At 56.5% G+C, this 15,646-nt stretch carries 14 protein-coding genes; 9 read left to right on the forward strand and 5 right to left on the reverse strand.

Features of this window, described 5'->3' with window-relative positions; genetic code table 11:
- Positions 1-9 precede the first annotated feature (9 nt).
- Positions 10-555, reverse strand: coding sequence for an oligoribonuclease (orn, locus tag V4835_RS21500; protein ID WP_023310130.1), 546 nt, complete (start codon positions 553-555; stop codon positions 10-12).
- A 107-nt stretch (positions 556-662) separates the two neighbouring features.
- On the opposite strand from orn, the gene rsgA reads away from it, so the two are divergent.
- The 3 genes from rsgA to mscM all read left to right on the forward strand — a co-directional run bounded on the left by rsgA (position 663) and on the right by mscM (position 6,124).
- Positions 663-1,715 carry a small ribosomal subunit biogenesis GTPase RsgA gene (gene rsgA / locus V4835_RS21505; protein ID WP_023334242.1) on the forward strand — a complete coding sequence of 351 codons (1,053 nt, stop codon included), beginning with the start codon at positions 663-665 and terminating at the stop codon, positions 1,713-1,715.
- 97 nt (positions 1,716-1,812) lie between these two features.
- Positions 1,813-2,781 carry an archaetidylserine decarboxylase gene (gene asd / locus V4835_RS21510; protein WP_063144106.1) on the forward strand — a complete coding sequence of 323 codons (969 nt, stop codon included), beginning with the start codon at positions 1,813-1,815 and terminating at the stop codon, positions 2,779-2,781.
- A 19-nt stretch (positions 2,782-2,800) separates the two neighbouring features.
- The gene (gene mscM / locus V4835_RS21515; RefSeq protein ID WP_063144107.1) at positions 2,801-6,124 is read left to right on the forward strand and encodes a miniconductance mechanosensitive channel MscM; all 3,324 of its coding nucleotides are present in this window, start codon (positions 2,801-2,803) and stop codon (positions 6,122-6,124) included.
- 37 nt (positions 6,125-6,161) lie between these two features.
- Here the strand turns inward: mscM and yjeM are convergent, their stop codons facing one another.
- Together yjeM and epmA are read right to left on the reverse strand one after the other, a co-directional pair.
- Positions 6,162-7,661: a glutamate/gamma-aminobutyrate family transporter YjeM gene (gene yjeM / locus V4835_RS21520; RefSeq protein WP_331413650.1), complete on the reverse strand. Its 1,500-nt coding sequence runs from the start codon at positions 7,659-7,661 to the stop codon at positions 6,162-6,164.
- A 195-nt stretch (positions 7,662-7,856) separates the two neighbouring features.
- On the reverse strand, positions 7,857-8,834 hold the full coding sequence (gene epmA / locus V4835_RS21525) for an elongation factor P--(R)-beta-lysine ligase (RefSeq protein ID WP_331413652.1): 978 nt from the start codon (positions 8,832-8,834) through the stop codon (positions 7,857-7,859).
- A gap of 310 nt (positions 8,835-9,144) precedes the next feature.
- Between epmA and frdA the strand changes: the two genes are divergently transcribed.
- Genes frdA through frdD form a run of 4 tightly spaced genes read left to right on the forward strand, consistent with a single transcriptional unit; the run spans position 9,145 to position 12,438 of the window.
- On the forward strand, positions 9,145-10,935 hold the full coding sequence (gene frdA, locus V4835_RS21530) for a fumarate reductase (quinol) flavoprotein subunit (protein ID WP_063144110.1): 1,791 nt from the start codon (positions 9,145-9,147) through the stop codon (positions 10,933-10,935).
- The gene (locus V4835_RS21535; RefSeq protein WP_023310124.1) at positions 10,928-11,662 is read left to right on the forward strand and encodes a succinate dehydrogenase/fumarate reductase iron-sulfur subunit; all 735 of its coding nucleotides are present in this window, start codon (positions 10,928-10,930) and stop codon (positions 11,660-11,662) included. Before frdA ends, V4835_RS21535 begins: the two co-directional genes overlap by 8 nt.
- Positions 11,663-11,672: 10 nt before the next feature.
- Positions 11,673-12,068, forward strand: a complete 396-nt coding sequence (frdC, locus tag V4835_RS21540; RefSeq protein ID WP_029739890.1) for a fumarate reductase subunit FrdC — start codon at positions 11,673-11,675, stop codon at positions 12,066-12,068.
- Positions 12,069-12,078: 10 nt separating this feature from the next.
- Complete coding sequence (frdD, locus tag V4835_RS21545) at positions 12,079-12,438, forward strand: fumarate reductase subunit FrdD (RefSeq protein WP_000609653.1); 360 nt, start codon at positions 12,079-12,081, stop codon at positions 12,436-12,438.
- 29 nt (positions 12,439-12,467) lie between these two features.
- Here the strand turns inward: frdD and ampR are convergent, their stop codons facing one another.
- Complete coding sequence (ampR, locus tag V4835_RS21550) at positions 12,468-13,343, reverse strand: LysR family transcriptional regulator AmpR (RefSeq protein ID WP_331413653.1); 876 nt, start codon at positions 13,341-13,343, stop codon at positions 12,468-12,470.
- Positions 13,344-13,475: 132 nt separating this feature from the next.
- On the opposite strand from ampR, the gene blaACT reads away from it, so the two are divergent.
- Together blaACT and V4835_RS21560 are read left to right on the forward strand one after the other, a co-directional pair.
- Positions 13,476-14,621 carry an ACT family cephalosporin-hydrolyzing class C beta-lactamase gene (gene blaACT, locus V4835_RS21555; protein ID WP_331414155.1) on the forward strand — a complete coding sequence of 382 codons (1,146 nt, stop codon included), beginning with the start codon at positions 13,476-13,478 and terminating at the stop codon, positions 14,619-14,621.
- 135 nt (positions 14,622-14,756) lie between these two features.
- Positions 14,757-15,287, forward strand: a complete 531-nt coding sequence (locus V4835_RS21560) for a lipocalin family protein (protein WP_045888999.1) — start codon at positions 14,757-14,759, stop codon at positions 15,285-15,287.
- Here the strand turns inward: V4835_RS21560 and sugE are convergent.
- Positions 15,284-15,601 (reverse strand): quaternary ammonium compound efflux SMR transporter SugE, encoded by a 318-nt coding sequence (gene sugE / locus V4835_RS21565; RefSeq protein ID WP_008502938.1) that lies wholly within the window; start codon positions 15,599-15,601, stop codon positions 15,284-15,286. The two genes, V4835_RS21560 and sugE, sit on opposite strands and share 4 nt — an antisense overlap.
- Between the last annotated feature and the right edge of the window lie 45 nt (positions 15,602-15,646).

The following is a 15,646-nucleotide window of genomic DNA, read 5'->3' on the forward strand; positions in this document are numbered from 1 at the left end:
ATCTCAAAATCACAGCTTTATAAAGTTTTCGCGGTAGTAGGAAAGCTCCGCCACGGACTCACGGATATCGTCCATCGCCTGGTGGGTCCCCTGCTTTTTAAAGCCGTCGAGGATTTCAGGCTTCCAGCGACGCGCCAGCTCTTTGAGGGTGCTGACATCCAGATAGCGGTAGTGGAAGTAAGACTCCAGCTCCGGCATGTACTTAAACAGAAAACGTCGATCCTGGCCGATGCTATTCCCACAGATAGGCGATTTGCCTGCCGGAACCCACTGTTTCAGGAACTCAAGCGTCGCCAGCTCCGCCTCACGGTCGCCGAACGTGCTCGCCTTCACGCGCTCCACCAGGCCACTGCCGGTGTGGGTGCGCACGTTCCATTCATCCATCAAAGCCAGCTGATCGTCGGACTGATGCACCGCAATCGTTGGCCCTTCAGCCAGGATATTCAGGTTGGCGTCCGTCACCAGAGTTGCAATTTCAATGATGCGATCGCGCTCGGGATCCAGCCCGGTCATTTCGAGATCGATCCAAATCAGGTTATTTTCATCCGCGCTCATGTTATTTTCCACCCTTCTCGCATAACCGGCAGTAGCAGGTTAACTAGTATTAATTAGAGTGTATCATAGAGGTTTTGCCCCTTACGGGCGACCAGGAGCCAGCGCGATTGAGTAAAAATAAACTCTCCAAAGGGCAGCAGCGCCGCGTAAACGCCAACCACCAGCGCCGTCTTAAAACCACTTCGGAGAAGCCAGATTATGACGACAACCTGTTTGGTGAAGCGACAGAAGGCGTAGTCATCAGCCGTTTCGGTATGCATGCCGATGTCGAATCCGCCGACGGGGATATTCACCGTTGCAATATCCGTCGTACCATCCGTTCACTGGTTACCGGCGATCGCGTGGTCTGGCGTCCGGGTAAAGAGGCCGCTGAAGGTGTCACGGTTAAGGGCATCGTTGAAGCCGTGCATGAACGCACGTCGGTGCTCACCCGCCCGGATTTCTACGATGGCGTAAAACCGATTGCCGCCAACATTAACCAGATCGTCATTGTTTCGGCGATTTTACCCGAGCTTTCGCTCAATATTATCGACCGATACCTTGTCGCCTGCGAAACGCTGCAGGTTGAACCGATCATCGTATTGAACAAAATCGATCTGCTGGATGACGACGGCATGGCCTTCGTGAATGAGCAGATGGATATCTACCGCAAGATCGGTTATCGCGTGCTGATGGTCTCCAGCCACACCAAAGATGGCCTTAAGCCGTTAGAAGAGGCGCTGACCGACCGTATCAGCATTTTTGCGGGCCAGTCCGGCGTGGGTAAATCGAGCCTGCTGAACAACCTGCTTGGCCTCCAGCAAGAGATCCTGACTAACGATGTGTCCAACGTCTCGGGTCTGGGCCAGCACACCACCACCGCCTCGCGTCTGTATCATTTCCCGCACGGCGGCGACGTGATTGACTCCCCAGGGGTGCGTGAGTTCGGTTTGTGGCATCTTGAGCCGGAACAAATCTTTAACGGATTTGTCGAATTCCATGATTATTTAGGCGCTTGTAAATACCGCGACTGTAAACACGATAACGACCCAGGCTGCGCTATCCGTGAAGCGGTTGAGAAAGGCGAAATCGCGGAAACCCGCTTCGAGAATTACCACCGTATTCTTGAGAGCATGGAAGACGTAAAAACGCGTAAAAACTTTTCTGATTCTGATAACTGACAACTAAGCTAAGCATCGCTAAAATCGTCCCCTTTTTTCAGGTTCCGGCGGCTTAACGCCGGATCAGGAACGACAAAACAATGGCCTGGAGGCTACCTTGTTAAACGCATTTAAACTTTCGCTTCAATACATTCTGCCAAAACTGTGGCTCACTCGCCTGGCGGGCTGGGGCGCAAGCAAACGCGCGGGCTGGCTGACCAAACTGGTCATCGACCTTTTCGTAAAATATTACAAGGTCGACATGAAAGAGGCGCAGAAGCCGGACACCGCCAGCTACCGCACCTTCAACGAATTCTTCGTGCGCCCGCTGCGTGACGAAGTGCGCCCGCTGAACACCGATCCTAACGTCCTGGTGATGCCAGCAGACGGCGTGATCAGCCAGTTGGGTAACATCGAAGACGACAAAATCCTGCAGGCGAAGGGCCACAACTACAGTCTGGAAGCGCTGCTGGCGGGTAACTACCTGATGGCGGATCTGTTCCGCAACGGTACGTTTGCCACTACCTATCTGTCACCGCGCGACTATCACCGCGTGCATATGCCGTGTAATGGTATCCTGCGTGAAATGATTTACGTCCCGGGCGACCTGTTCTCCGTAAACCACCTGACCGCGCAGAACGTGCCGAACCTGTTTGCCCGTAACGAGCGCGTCATCTGTCTGTTCGATACTGAATTTGGCCCTATGGCACAGATTCTGGTGGGTGCAACCATCGTAGGCAGCATTGAAACCGTCTGGGCGGGCACTATCACCCCACCGCGCGAAGGCGTGATCAAACGCTGGACCTGGCCTGCTGGTGAAGCGGAAGGCTCTGTGGCCCTGCTGAAAGGTCAGGAGATGGGGCGCTTCAAGCTGGGATCCACCGTGATCAACCTGTTTGCACCGGGCAAAGTGAAGCTGGCTGAACAGCTCCAAAGCCTGTCGGTCACCAAACTGGGCCAGCCGCTGGCGGTCTCTACCGAAACCTTCGTGACGCCAGATGCAGAGCCTGCGCCGTTGCCGGAAGAAGAGATCAAGGCCGAGCACGACGCCAGCCCGCTGGTTGACGACAAAAAAGACGAAGGCTAACAACAGAAGGATCGCTGACGTGCGCCCGATTATCGTTCTACTGATGGCCTGGTGCCTCAGCATGGGGGCGTACGCAGCGACAGCCCCCGACGCCAAACAGATAACCCAGGAACTGGAGCAGGCAAAAGCGGCCAAACCCGCTCAGCCAGAGACCGTCGAGTCGCTCCAGGCTGCCCTGAACGCGCTTGAGGAGCGGAAAGGCTCTCTTGAGCGCGCTCAGCAGTATCAGCAGGTTATCGACAACTTCCCCAAACTCTCGCAGACGCTGCGCGCGCAGCTCAATAACCTGCGTGACGAACCGCGCGATGTTCCTGCGGGCTTAACCTCCGATGCGCTAAACCAGGAGATCCTCCAGGTCAGCAGCCAGCTTCTGGAAAAGAGCCGCCTGGCGCAGCAGGAACAGGAGCGCGCGCGCGAAATCGCCGACTCGCTCAGCCAGCTTCCGCAGCAGCAAACCGACGCCCGCCGCCAGCTAAACGAGGTGGAGCGCCGCGTTGGCACGCAGTCTGGCAATTCAGCACAAAGCCAGGCACAAAATCTTGGGATTCAGGCTGAATCCGCCCGACTTAAAGCGCTGGTTGATGAACTCGAGCTGGCGCAGCTTTCTGCCAACAACCGTCAGGAGCTGTCGCGCATGCGCGCCGAGCTGGCGCAAAAGCAGAGCGAGCAGCTTGATGCCTACCTTCAGGCCCTGCGTAATCAGTTGAACAGCCAGCGCCAGCGTGAAGCCGAACGGGCGCTGGAAAGTACAGAACTGCTCGCTGAAAACAGCGAAAACCTGCCTGCCGGTATCAACGAACAATTCAGGGTCAACCGCGAGCTTTCTGCCGCGCTGAACCAGCAGGCGCAGCGCATGGATCTGGTTGCATCCCAGCAGCGTCAGGCCACCAATCAAACCCTCCAGGTTCGCCAGGCGCTCAACACCCTGCGCGAACAGTCACAGTGGCTGGGATCGTCGAACCTTCTCGGCGAAGCGTTGCGCGCCCAGGTTGCCCGTCTGCCGGAGATGCCGAAGCCGCAGCAGCTGGATACCGAAATGGCCCAGCTGCGCGTTCAGCGCCTGCATTTTGAAGATCTTCTCAACAAGCAGCCGCAAATCCGCCAGATCCGTCAGGCTGACGGACAGCCCCTGACCAGCGAGCAAAACCGTATTCTGGAAGCCCAGATGCGTACCCAGCGTGAACTGCTGAACTCTCTGCTCCAGGGCGGTGATACGTTGATTCTGGAGCTGACCAAGCTAAAAGTATCCAACAGCCAGCTGGAAGATGCGCTGAAAGAGGTGAACGAGGCTACGCACCGTTATCTCTTCTGGACGTCCGACGTGCGTCCGATGACCTTCTCGTGGCCGATTGAGATTGTCCAGGACCTGCGCCGCCTGATTTCACTGGATACCTTCAGCCAGCTGGGACAGGCCAGCGTGATGATGTTCACCAGCAAAGAGACCATTTTCCCGCTGCTGGGAGCGTTGATTCTGGTGGGCTTCAGCATTTACTCGCGCAGACATTTCACCCGTTTCCTGGAGCGTTCCAGCTCCAGGGTCGGGAAAGTCACCCAGGATCACTTCTGGCTGACGCTGCGCACCGTATTCTGGTCGATTCTTGTCGCCTCTCCGCTGCCGGTGCTGTGGATGACGCTGGGGTATGGCCTGCGGGAAGCCTGGCCCTATCCGCTCGCGGTAGCGATTGGCGATGGCGTCACCGCCACGGTGCCGCTGCTGTGGGTGGTCATGATTTGCGCCACCTTCGCGCGCCCTAATGGCCTGTTTATCACCCACTTTGGCTGGCCGCGTAATCGCGTTGCACGCGCCATGCGTTACTACCTGATGAGCATCGGGTTGATTGTGCCGCTGATAATGGCGCTGATCATGTTCGATAATCTCAACGACCGGGAATTCTCAGGCTCGCTGGGCCGCCTCTGCTTTATGCTGATATGCGGGGCGCTGGCTATCGTCACGCTCAGCCTGAAACGCGCGGGTATTCCGCTCTATCTGGATAAATCCGGCAGCGGTGAAAACATGTTTAACCGGCTGCTCTGGAACCTGCTGCTTAGCGCGCCGCTGTTTGCGATGCTGGCAGCCGCGGTGGGCTATCTTGCAACCGCGCAGGCGCTGCTGGCGCGGCTGGAAACCTCGGTGGCCATCTGGTTCCTGCTTCTGGTGGTGTACCACGTGATCCGCCGCTGGATGCTGATCCAGCGCCGCCGTCTGGCCTTCGACCGAGCCAAGCATCGCCGGGCTGAGATCCTCGCCCAGCGTGCGCGGGGTGAGGAAGAGCCAAACCACGTCAACAGTACGGAAGGCACGACGGAAGCGGACGAGGTCGAACTGGATCTGGATGCCATCAGCACCCAGTCTCTGCGCCTGGTTCGTTCCATCCTGATGCTGATTGCCCTCCTGTCGGTGATCTTCCTGTGGTCAGAGATCCACTCCGCGTTTGGCTTCCTTGAGAACATCTCTCTCTGGGACGTGACGTCCACGGTGCAGGGTGTTGAAAGCCTGGAGCCGATTACCTTAGGGGCGGTACTGATTGCCATTCTGGTGCTGATCATCACCACTCAGCTGGTGCGCAATTTCCCGGCGCTGCTGGAGCTGGCGCTGCTGCAGCATCTGGATTTAACCCCGGGAACGGGATATGCGATTACGACCATTACCAAATATCTGATCATGCTGTTTGGCGGGCTGGTTGGCTTCTCAATGATCGGCATTGAGTGGTCGAAGCTGCAGTGGCTGGTTGCGGCCCTTGGTGTAGGGTTAGGTTTTGGCTTACAGGAGATCTTCGCCAACTTCATCTCTGGCCTGATCATTCTGTTCGAAAAACCGATCCGCATTGGCGATACCGTAACCATCCGCGATCTGACCGGCAGCATCACGAAGATCAACACCCGTGCGACGACGATCAGCGACTGGGATCGGAAAGAGATCATCGTGCCAAACAAGGCGTTTATCACCGAGCAGTTCATCAACTGGTCGCTGTCAGACTCCGTGACTCGCGTGGTGCTGACGGTACCAGCACCGTCTGACGCCAACAGCGAAGAGGTCACCCAGATCCTCTACACCGCCGCAGAGCGCTGCTCGCTGGTAATCGACAACCCGGCGCCGGAAGTCTTCCTTGTGGATTTACAGCAGGGGATCCAGATTTTCGAGCTGCGTATCTACGCCGCCGAGATGGGACACCGTATGCCGCTGCGCCATGAGATCCACCAGCTGATTCTGGCGGGCTTCCGCGAGCACGGTATTGATATGCCGTTCCCACCGTTCCAGATGCGTCTGGAAAGCCTGGACGGGCGTAAAACGGGAAGAACGCTGACGTCAGCGACGCGTAAGCGCCCGGCGGGAAGTTTGTAACGCTGCTCCCCTCCCTTTCGGGAGGGGGATATTACTGCTACGCCACTTCTGCGACGTACGCCATCGCGCGTCGACGGTAATTCTCATAAATCCCCATCGCCAGCAGCGAGAAGAAGATAGGCCCGCCTACCATCCACAGCGCGCTGTTCCAGTCGTTGGCCTCAATTACCGGCTGAATAATGGTGAAGATGTTGGCAAACGCCACCACCAGCACCACCACCGTGGTGGCCAGCAGCGTTGCCGCGCGGGTTTTAAAAATCACAAACGGACGTTCAAGATCCTGCTTCGCCTTAAAGAACGGGAACGCCAGGGTCAGGAACAGGTACGGCAGCGTCATCGACACGTTTGCCATCAGGGTCAGCTTGTTGTAGAACGCAGACGCCGTATCGCCGCCAAATGACACCAGCAAAATGAACACGCACACCAGCAGACACTGCATCCACATGGCGTTGGCAGGCATGCCTGCTGTATTGAGCTGAGTCATACGTGCGGGCCACAGCGCTTTTGGCGTACCCTGAATAATCGCTTTCAGCGGCGAGTAGATCAGCGTGAAGAACGCACCGGTATACGCAAGGAACATCGACAGGCCGGTAATACGCGCGAACCAGACACCCATTACCGATGCCGCCTCGGGACTCAGGTTCATCGCCTGTCCCAGCGTCATCCCCAGGCTTTTCATCAGCACATAGGTGATGTTGCCAAGGTTAGTGGTGTTGTTGCTCAGCACCTGCTGCCAGTTGGTGCTGACGCCCCAGAGGAAAATCGCCAGCGAATAGCCGATGGAAATGACGATGGCGGCAAAAATAATGCCTTTCGCAAAGTTCTTTTCCGGATTCTCCGTCTTATCGACCAGGCCACCTACGGCTTCAATGCCGCCGTAAGCGAAGATGGCAAACACCACGAAGGAGAGCATGGCGAGCCCGGACTGGTAGCTCGGGTTCGGCGAGGAGGCAAAGTTCACCTCCTGCGCGAAGTGACCACCGTTCAGGCACAGGATAGCGATGCTCACCAGCAGCAGTACCAGATTCAACCCCATAACCGAGATCCCGCCCATGGCGGTAATCCGGGCAATTTTGTTGATGCCTTTAGACGCCACCAGGGTGACCACCACCATCCAGCATACCGCCAGAATCCCGACGACCTGCGTCGAGCTCAGGCCGGCTAAAGACCAGACCTGCGTTTTATCGGCACCGAAAAGAAACGTTGAGAACGGCACCCAGACTTTGGCCGCCGTACTGACCATCCAGACGACGTAGGATGAAAACCACATAAACGTGCCGATAAACGCATAGCGCGGCCCGACGCTGTTATTCATCCATGAGTAGATCCCGCCCTCTTCTTTCCGGTAAGCCGAGCCCATCTCCGCCATCATCAGCGCAAACGGGATAAAGAAGAACAGAGCAGAAATGATATAAAACGGCGTCGCGCTGTAGCCCATCAGATAGAACGCTGACGGGCTGTTGGCAAAGCCAAAGACTGAGGTAAATATCATCAGGATGAGCCCGGTGAGGGTCATCTTTTTGAGTGACTGGGACATAGAACCATCCAAATAGGAATTAAACTGCGCGGATGGTAGCAGAAGACCAGATGAATATTGTGGCTATGCGGGGCAAATTAAGAAAAAGACCCGTGTATAGAGAATGTGGCAGTTTTTAATGTTGTCGTGCTGAAATGGAAAGGTTAATTGACAGGAATGGTAGGCCGGGTAAGCGCAGCGCCACCCGGCATTTTATTAGGCGCGATCGACCGTAAAGGCAATCACATCGCCTAGCTGCTCTGCGCCAAGCGCCAGCATCACCAGACGGTCAACACCCAGCGCCACGCCGGAGCAATCCGGCAGCCCTGCTTTTAATGCTTCAAGCAGATTAACATCAATAGGCTGCTGCGGCAGACCGCGTGCGGTGCGCTTGCGGTTATCCTGCTCGAACCGCTGCTGCTGCTCGCGGGCATCAGTCAGTTCGTGGAAGCCGTTCGCCAGCTCGATGCCTTTGTAATAGACCTCAAAACGCTCTGCCACACGATGATCTTCGGTACTGATCTGCGCCAGTGACGCCTGGCTTGCCGGGAAGTGATAGACAAACGTCGGACGATCTTTGCCAATCTGCGGTTCAACGCCAAAAGTAAACAGCAGCTGCAGCAGCGTGTCGCGATCCTCTTCGGTATCCGCCACGTTGCTCAGATCCAATTTTGCCGCCACTTCGCGCAGCTGGGCTTTGTCCGCCGACAGCGGATCGATTTCCAGATGGCGCTGGAAAGCCTGCTGATAGGAGAGCGTTTCGGCTTCTGAACAGTCCAGGACCTGCTGCAGCAGATCGTCCACCTCATTCATCAGGCGGTACATATCATAATGCGGGCGGTACCACTCCAGCATGGTGAATTCCGGGTTGTGGTGACGACCCATCTCTTCATTACGGAAACTGCGGCACAGCTGATACACCGGACCACATCCCGCCGCCAGCAGGCGTTTCATGTGGTATTCCGGGCTGGTCATCAGATACAAATTCATGCCCTGAGAGTGGCCGGGGCCAACAAAACGGGTTTCAAACGGGACCAGATGAATATCCGTTACCGTTGCCTGACTCATGCACGGCGTTTCCACCTCCAGGACTCCGCGGTCGGCAAAGAAACGGCGGATCTCCGCCATAATTGCTGCGCGTTTTAACAGATTAGGGATGGATGCGCTCGGCTGCCAGGTGGCCGTTTCGCTCATGAGTTGTTCTCCGATTTCAGACAAGGGCACGAAGTCTACTCGTTAGCAGGGGCAGAGACAAATTTTGCGCAGTAAAAAAGCGCATTTCATTTAGGTGAGTAATTACGTGACGTAATTCATCAATCTTCATGATAAATCGCCTGACAGAACAGCAAAAAAATCGAACACGTCAAATTTCCCTGACATCTACACGGTTATACTGCTTTACCCATAAAGGAGCAGTGGAAACGCTTTCGCAATCGTCCTTTTGGACGGGTGAACTACCTTTAGTTTGTCGCGTTGCGAAATAACAAAAATCTGGAGGAATGTCGTGCAAACTTTTCAAGCCGATCTTGCCGTAATAGGCGCTGGCGGGGCTGGATTACGTGCTGCGATTGCTGCAGCACAAGCTAATCCCAACGCTAAAATCGCATTGATTTCAAAAGTCTATCCAATGCGTAGTCACACAGTGGCAGCAGAAGGAGGGTCCGCCGCCGTTGCGCAGGATCATGACAGCTTTGAATACCATTTCCACGACACGGTTGCAGGGGGCGACTGGCTTTGCGAACAGGATGTCGTTGACTACTTTGTGCATCATTGTCCAACGGAAATGACCCAGCTTGAACAGTGGGGATGTCCGTGGAGCCGCCGTCCGGACGGCAGCGTCAACGTTCGACGCTTTGGCGGAATGAAGATTGAACGCACCTGGTTCGCCGCCGATAAAACCGGCTTCCACATGCTGCACACCCTGTTCCAGACCTCCCTTCAGTTCCCACAAATTCAGCGCTTCGATGAACATTTCGTCCTCGACATTCTGGTCGATGACGGTGAGGCGCGTGGCCTGGTGGCGATGAACATGATGGAAGGCACGCTTGTCCAGATCCGCGCGAAAGCCGTGGTGATGGCAACAGGCGGCGCGGGCCGCGTTTATCGCTACAACACCAACGGCGGCATCGTCACCGGCGACGGCATGGGCATGGCGCTCAGCCACGGCGTACCGCTGCGCGATATGGAGTTCGTGCAGTATCACCCAACCGGCCTGCCGGGCTCCGGCATTCTGATGACGGAAGGCTGCCGCGGTGAAGGCGGTATTCTGGTCAATAAAAACGGCTACCGCTATCTGCAGGATTACGGCATGGGCCCGGAAACCCCGCTCGGCGAGCCGAAGAACAAATACATGGAACTCGGCCCGCGCGACAAAGTCTCTCAGGCCTTCTGGCACGAGTGGCGCAAAGGCAACACCATCTCCACGCCGCGCGGCGATGTGGTCTATCTCGACCTGCGTCATCTGGGCGAGAAGAAACTGCTGGAACGTCTGCCGTTCATCTGCGAGCTGGCGAAAGCTTACGTCGGCGTCGACCCGGTGAAAGAGCCGATTCCGGTGCGTCCAACCGCGCACTACACCATGGGCGGGATCGAAACCGACCAGCAGTGCGAAACCCGGATTAAAGGCCTGTTCGCCGTCGGCGAGTGTTCCTCTGTCGGTCTGCACGGTGCTAACCGTCTCGGGTCTAACTCGCTGGCAGAGCTGGTCGTCTTTGGCCGCATGGCGGGCGAGCGCGCGATGGAGCGAGCGGCTACCGCAGGCGAAGCCAACGGTGCCGCGCTGGATGCGCAGGTCGCAGACGTTGAAAAACGCCTGAAAGATCTGGTGAACCAGGAAGGCAATGAGAACTGGTCGAAGATCCGCGACGAGATGGGCCTGTCGATGGAAGAAGGCTGCGGTATCTACCGTACCCCTGAGCTGATGCAAAAAACCGTCGACAAGCTGGCGGAACTGCAGGAGCGCTTCAAGCGCGTGCGCATCACCGACACCTCCAGCGTATTCAACACCGACCTGCTCTACACCATCGAGCTGGGCCACGGTCTGAACGTCGCGGAATGTATGGCGCACTCTGCGCTGGCGCGTAAAGAGTCCCGTGGGGCCCACCAGCGTCTGGACGAAGGCTGTACCGAACGTGACGACGTCAATTTCCTGAAACACACTCTCGCCTGGCGCGATGCGGATGGCACCACACGTCTGGACTACAGCGATGTGAAAATCACCACGCTGCCGCCGGCAAAACGCGTGTACGGTGCAGAAGCAGAAGCCGCCGAGAAGAAGGAGAAGGCGAATGGCTGAGATGCAAAAAATGAAAGTTGAAGTGGTGCGCTACAATCCGGAAGTGGACGCCGCACCGCACAGCGCTTTCTATGAAGTGCCTTATGACGAGCAAACCTCCCTGCTGGATGCGCTCGGCTATATCAAAGATAACCTGGCGCCAGACCTGAGCTACCGCTGGTCCTGCCGCATGGCGATTTGCGGATCCTGCGGCATGATGGTCAACAAGGTGCCAAAGCTGGCCTGTAAGACCTTCCTGCGCGAATACACCAAAGGCATTAAGGTCGAAGCGCTGGGCAACTTCCCGATTGAACGCGATCTGGTGGTCGATATGACCCACTTTATCGAAAGCCTGGAAGCCATTAAGCCGTACATCATCGGCAATCCGCGCACGCCGGATCAGGGTCCCAATACCCAGACCCCGGCGCAGATGGCGAAATACCATCAGTTCTCCGGCTGCATCAACTGCGGTCTTTGCTACGCCGCCTGTCCACAGTTTGGCCTGAACAAGGAGTTCATCGGCCCGGCCGCCATTACCCTGGCGCACCGCTATAACGAGGACAGCCGCGACCACGGCAAAAAAGAACGTATGGCGCAGCTTAACAGCCAGAACGGCGTCTGGAGCTGTACCTTTGTGGGTTACTGCTCCGAAGTTTGTCCGAAGCACGTCGACCCGGCCGCCGCAATTCAGCAGGGTAAAGTAGAAAGCTCGAAAGACTTTCTTATCGCTACCCTGAAACCACGCTAAGGAGTGCATGATGACGACTAAACGCAAAGCCTATGTGCGGCCTGTGCCGTCCACCTGGTGGAAAAACCTGCCGTTTTATCGCTTCTACATGCTGCGTGAAGGCACGGCGGTACCGGCGGTCTGGTTCAGCCTTGAGCTGATGTACGGCGTTTTTGCCCTCAAACACGGTCCGGAAGCCTGGGCCAGCTTTGTCGGTTTCCTGCAAAACCCGATCATTGTGGTTCTGAACCTGATCGTGCTCGCGGCCGCGCTGCTTCATACCAAAACCTGGTTTGAGCTGGCGCCAAAAGCGGCGAACATCATCGTAAAAGGCGAGAAAATGGGGCCAGAGCCGGTGATTAAAGGGCTCTGGGCAGTGACGATTCTGGTCACTGTGGTCATTCTGTTTGTCGCACTGTTCTGGTAAGGAGACACCTGTGATCAATCCAAATCCAAAACGTTCTGACGAGCCGGTCTTCTGGGGCCTGTTTGGCGCAGGCGGCATGTGGAGTGCCATCATCGCCCCCGTCATCATCCTGCTGGTCGGCATTATGCTGCCGCTGGGGCTGTTCCCGGGCGATGCGCTGAGCTACGAGCGCGTGCTGGCGTTCGCGAGCAGCTTTATCGGCCGCGTGTTCATCTTCCTGATGATCGTCCTGCCGCTGTGGTGTGGTCTGCACCGTATTCACCATGCGATGCATGACCTGAAAATCCATGTCCCGAGCGGTAAATGGGTGTTCTACGGTCTGGCGACCATCCTGACCGTGGTGACGCTGATTGCCGTGGTCACCATCTGACGCTTCTGGCCCGCCATCCGGCGGGCCTTTTATTTCTGCATCTTCCCCACCAGCCACTGGGCAAACTCGCGCATCGCGGGCGTTTCTGTCCGTGACTGTAGCCTTGTCAGCCAGTAGCTGCCGAGGTCAATCTGCGTTGCAAACGGCTGCACGATGCGCTCGCTGCTGAGTAAATGGGTAAACATGTCGACAGGCGCAATGGCAATCCCTACGCCTGCCTGCGCGGCTTCCAGCATGGTCACGGACGAATCAAACACCATCACCCGGTGCGTCGGCGAGGGAGGATGTTCACCCGCTGCCTGCATCCACGCAGCCCACTCGTCGCGTCGGTAGGAGCGCAGCAGGGTAAACTTCAGGATATCTGCCGGGCTTTTGAGAACTGAGGCAATCTCGGGTGTACAGAGCGGAGACAGTGGCGCAGGGCAAAGGAATTCCGCATCGGTTCCATGCCACGCGCCGCCACCGTAGCGAATGGTGTAATCCAGCCCTTCAGCCGCCGGATCGACGCGATTGTTATGGGTAGAAAGCTGAAGATCAATATGCGGATAGGAGCGGCGAAAGTCCGCGAGCTGAGAGAATAAAATACCCGTAGCAAAGGTCCCTACCACACCTATTTTGAGCTTCTCCTGAGCGCGCTGGCTGGCAAAGCGATCCAGCATTCCGGCGATACGATCGAACGAGTCATTCAGCACCGGCAGCAAATTCTCGCCTTCGGTGGTCAACATCAGCCCACGCGAAACGCGGACAAACAGCTGGCAGTTAAGGTGCTGCTCCAGCGCCTTAACGTGCTGGCTAATCGCGGAATGGGTGACGTTCAGCTCGATAGCGGCATGCGTAAAGCTGAGGTGCCTGGCAGCAGCTTCAAACGCCCGCAGGGAATTAAGAGGAAGATAGCTGCGCGTCATGACCTCGTCCGTTAGAAAAATTAACAGCTAATGCTAAATTTAACCGTTTGTCAGCCATAGTCAAATCCAACAGACTACAGCGGTCTGACGGGCCCGGACACTCCCTTGAACTGCTATTACGGAAGATAAATGATGATGACAAAATCCCTTTGCTGCGCCCTGCTGCTCAGCACCTCCTGCTCGTTATTGGCTGCCCCGATGTCAGAAAAACAGCTGGCTGAGGTGGTGGAACGGACCGTTACGCCGCTGATGAAAGCGCAGGCCATTCCGGGTATGGCGGTGGCGGTGATTTATCAGGGTCAGCCGCACTACTTTACCTTCGGTAAAGCCGATGTTGCGGCAAACAAACCTGTCACCCCACAAACCTTGTTCGAACTGGGTTCTATAAGTAAAACCTTCACCGGCGTACTGGGTGGCGATGCCATTGCTCGCGGTGAAATATCGCTGGGCGATCCGGTGACCAAATACTGGCCTGAGCTGACAGGCAAGCAGTGGCAGGGGATTCGCATGCTGGATCTGGCAACCTATACCGCAGGTGGTCTGCCGTTACAGGTACCGGATGAGGTCACGAATAACGCCTCTCTGCTGCGCTTTTATCAAAACTGGCAGCCGCAGTGGAAGCCAGGTACCACGCGTCTTTACGCCAATGCCAGCATCGGTCTTTTTGGCGCGCTGGCGGTCAAACCTTCCGGCATGAGCTATGAGCAGGCCATAACGACGCGGGTCTTTAAGCCACTCAGGCTGGACCATACCTGGATTAACGTTCCGAAAGCGGAAGAGGCGCATTACGCCTGGGGATACCGTGATGATAAAGCGGTACACGTTTCGCCAGGCATGCTCGACGCTGAAGCCTATGGCGTAAAAACCGACGTGCAGGATATGGCAAGCTGGGTGATGGTCAACATGAAGCCGGACTCCCTTCAGGATGCGTCACTCAGGCAAGGCATTGATCTGGCGCAGTCTCGCTACTGGCGCTTGGGGGCCATGTATCAGGGGTTAGGCTGGGAAATGCTTAACTGGCCGGTCGATGCTAAAACCGTGGTAGAAGGTAGCGACAATAAGGTGGCGCTGGCGCCGTTGCCCGCGAGAGAAGTGAATCCTCCGGCGCCTCCGGTAAAAGCCTCATGGGTGCACAAAACCGGCTCAACCGGCGGGTTTGGCAGCTACGTGGCCTTTATTCCTGAAAAGCAGCTCGGCATTGTGATGCTGGCGAATAAAAGCTATCCGAACCCGGCACGCGTTGAGGCGGCATACCGTATCCTCGACGCGCTCCAGTAAAACATTGCCGGGTGGCGCTAACGCTTACCCGGCCTACAAAATCCACGGGGTGGCCACCCGGCGAAATACACCGCGCAAAAACCACATTTTCCTTGCCGTCATCTACACTTAACAAAAAACAGTAAGGAAACTCCTATGCGCATTCTGCCTGTTATCGCCGCGGTGACAGCCGCGTTTTTAGTGGTTGCCTGCAGTTCCCCTACCCCACCGCCTGGCGTTACCGTCGTCACGCCTTTTGATGCACAACGCTTCCTTGGAACATGGTATGAAATCGCGCGCCTCGACCATCGGTTTGAGCAGGGCTTAGAGAAGGTCACGGCGAATTACAGTCCGATGGATGATGGCGGTATTCAGGTGATCAACAGGGGCTATAATCCCGACCGGGAGATGTGGCAACAGTCTATTGGGAAAGCGTACTTCACGGGCGACCCGCGACGGGCCGCGCTCAAAGTCTCTTTCTTTGGCCCGTTTTATGGCGGCTATAACGTGATCGCGCTCGACAGAGAGTACCGGCACGCGCTGGTCTGCGGGCCGGATCGCGACTATCTGTGGATACTTTCCCGCACGCCAACGATTTCGTCAGAAATGAAACAGCAGATGCTGGACGTCGCGACCCGGCAAGGGTTTGATGTGTCAAAACTTATCTGGGTAAAACAACCCCATTAGTGGGTGCTGAGCTTCAGCCCAACGATTCCGGCTACAATCAAGGCGAGGCTGGCGATACGCGCCAGACTCGCTGACTCTCCCAGCAGCAGAATGCCGGTGATGGCGGCCCCTACCGCACCAATACCCGTCCAGACGGCATAAGCCGTTCCCACAGGCAGCGAGCGCATCGCCCAGGATAACAGGACAATACTCACGATCATCGCGGTGACGGTAATAACGCTGGGCGTCAGACGGGTAAATCCGTGGGTGTACTTGAGACCAATTGCCCATACCACTTCGAGCAGGCCAGCAATAAAAAGAATGATCCAGGACATTTCAGGCTCCTTAACTTAATTCAAGTTGGGGCCGTCCCCGGTGAA

It is taken from the genome of Enterobacter cloacae complex sp. CARB60 (genome assembly GCF_036487345.1).
GTDB classification, from domain to species: Bacteria; Pseudomonadota; Gammaproteobacteria; order Enterobacterales; family Enterobacteriaceae; genus Enterobacter; species Enterobacter asburiae_D.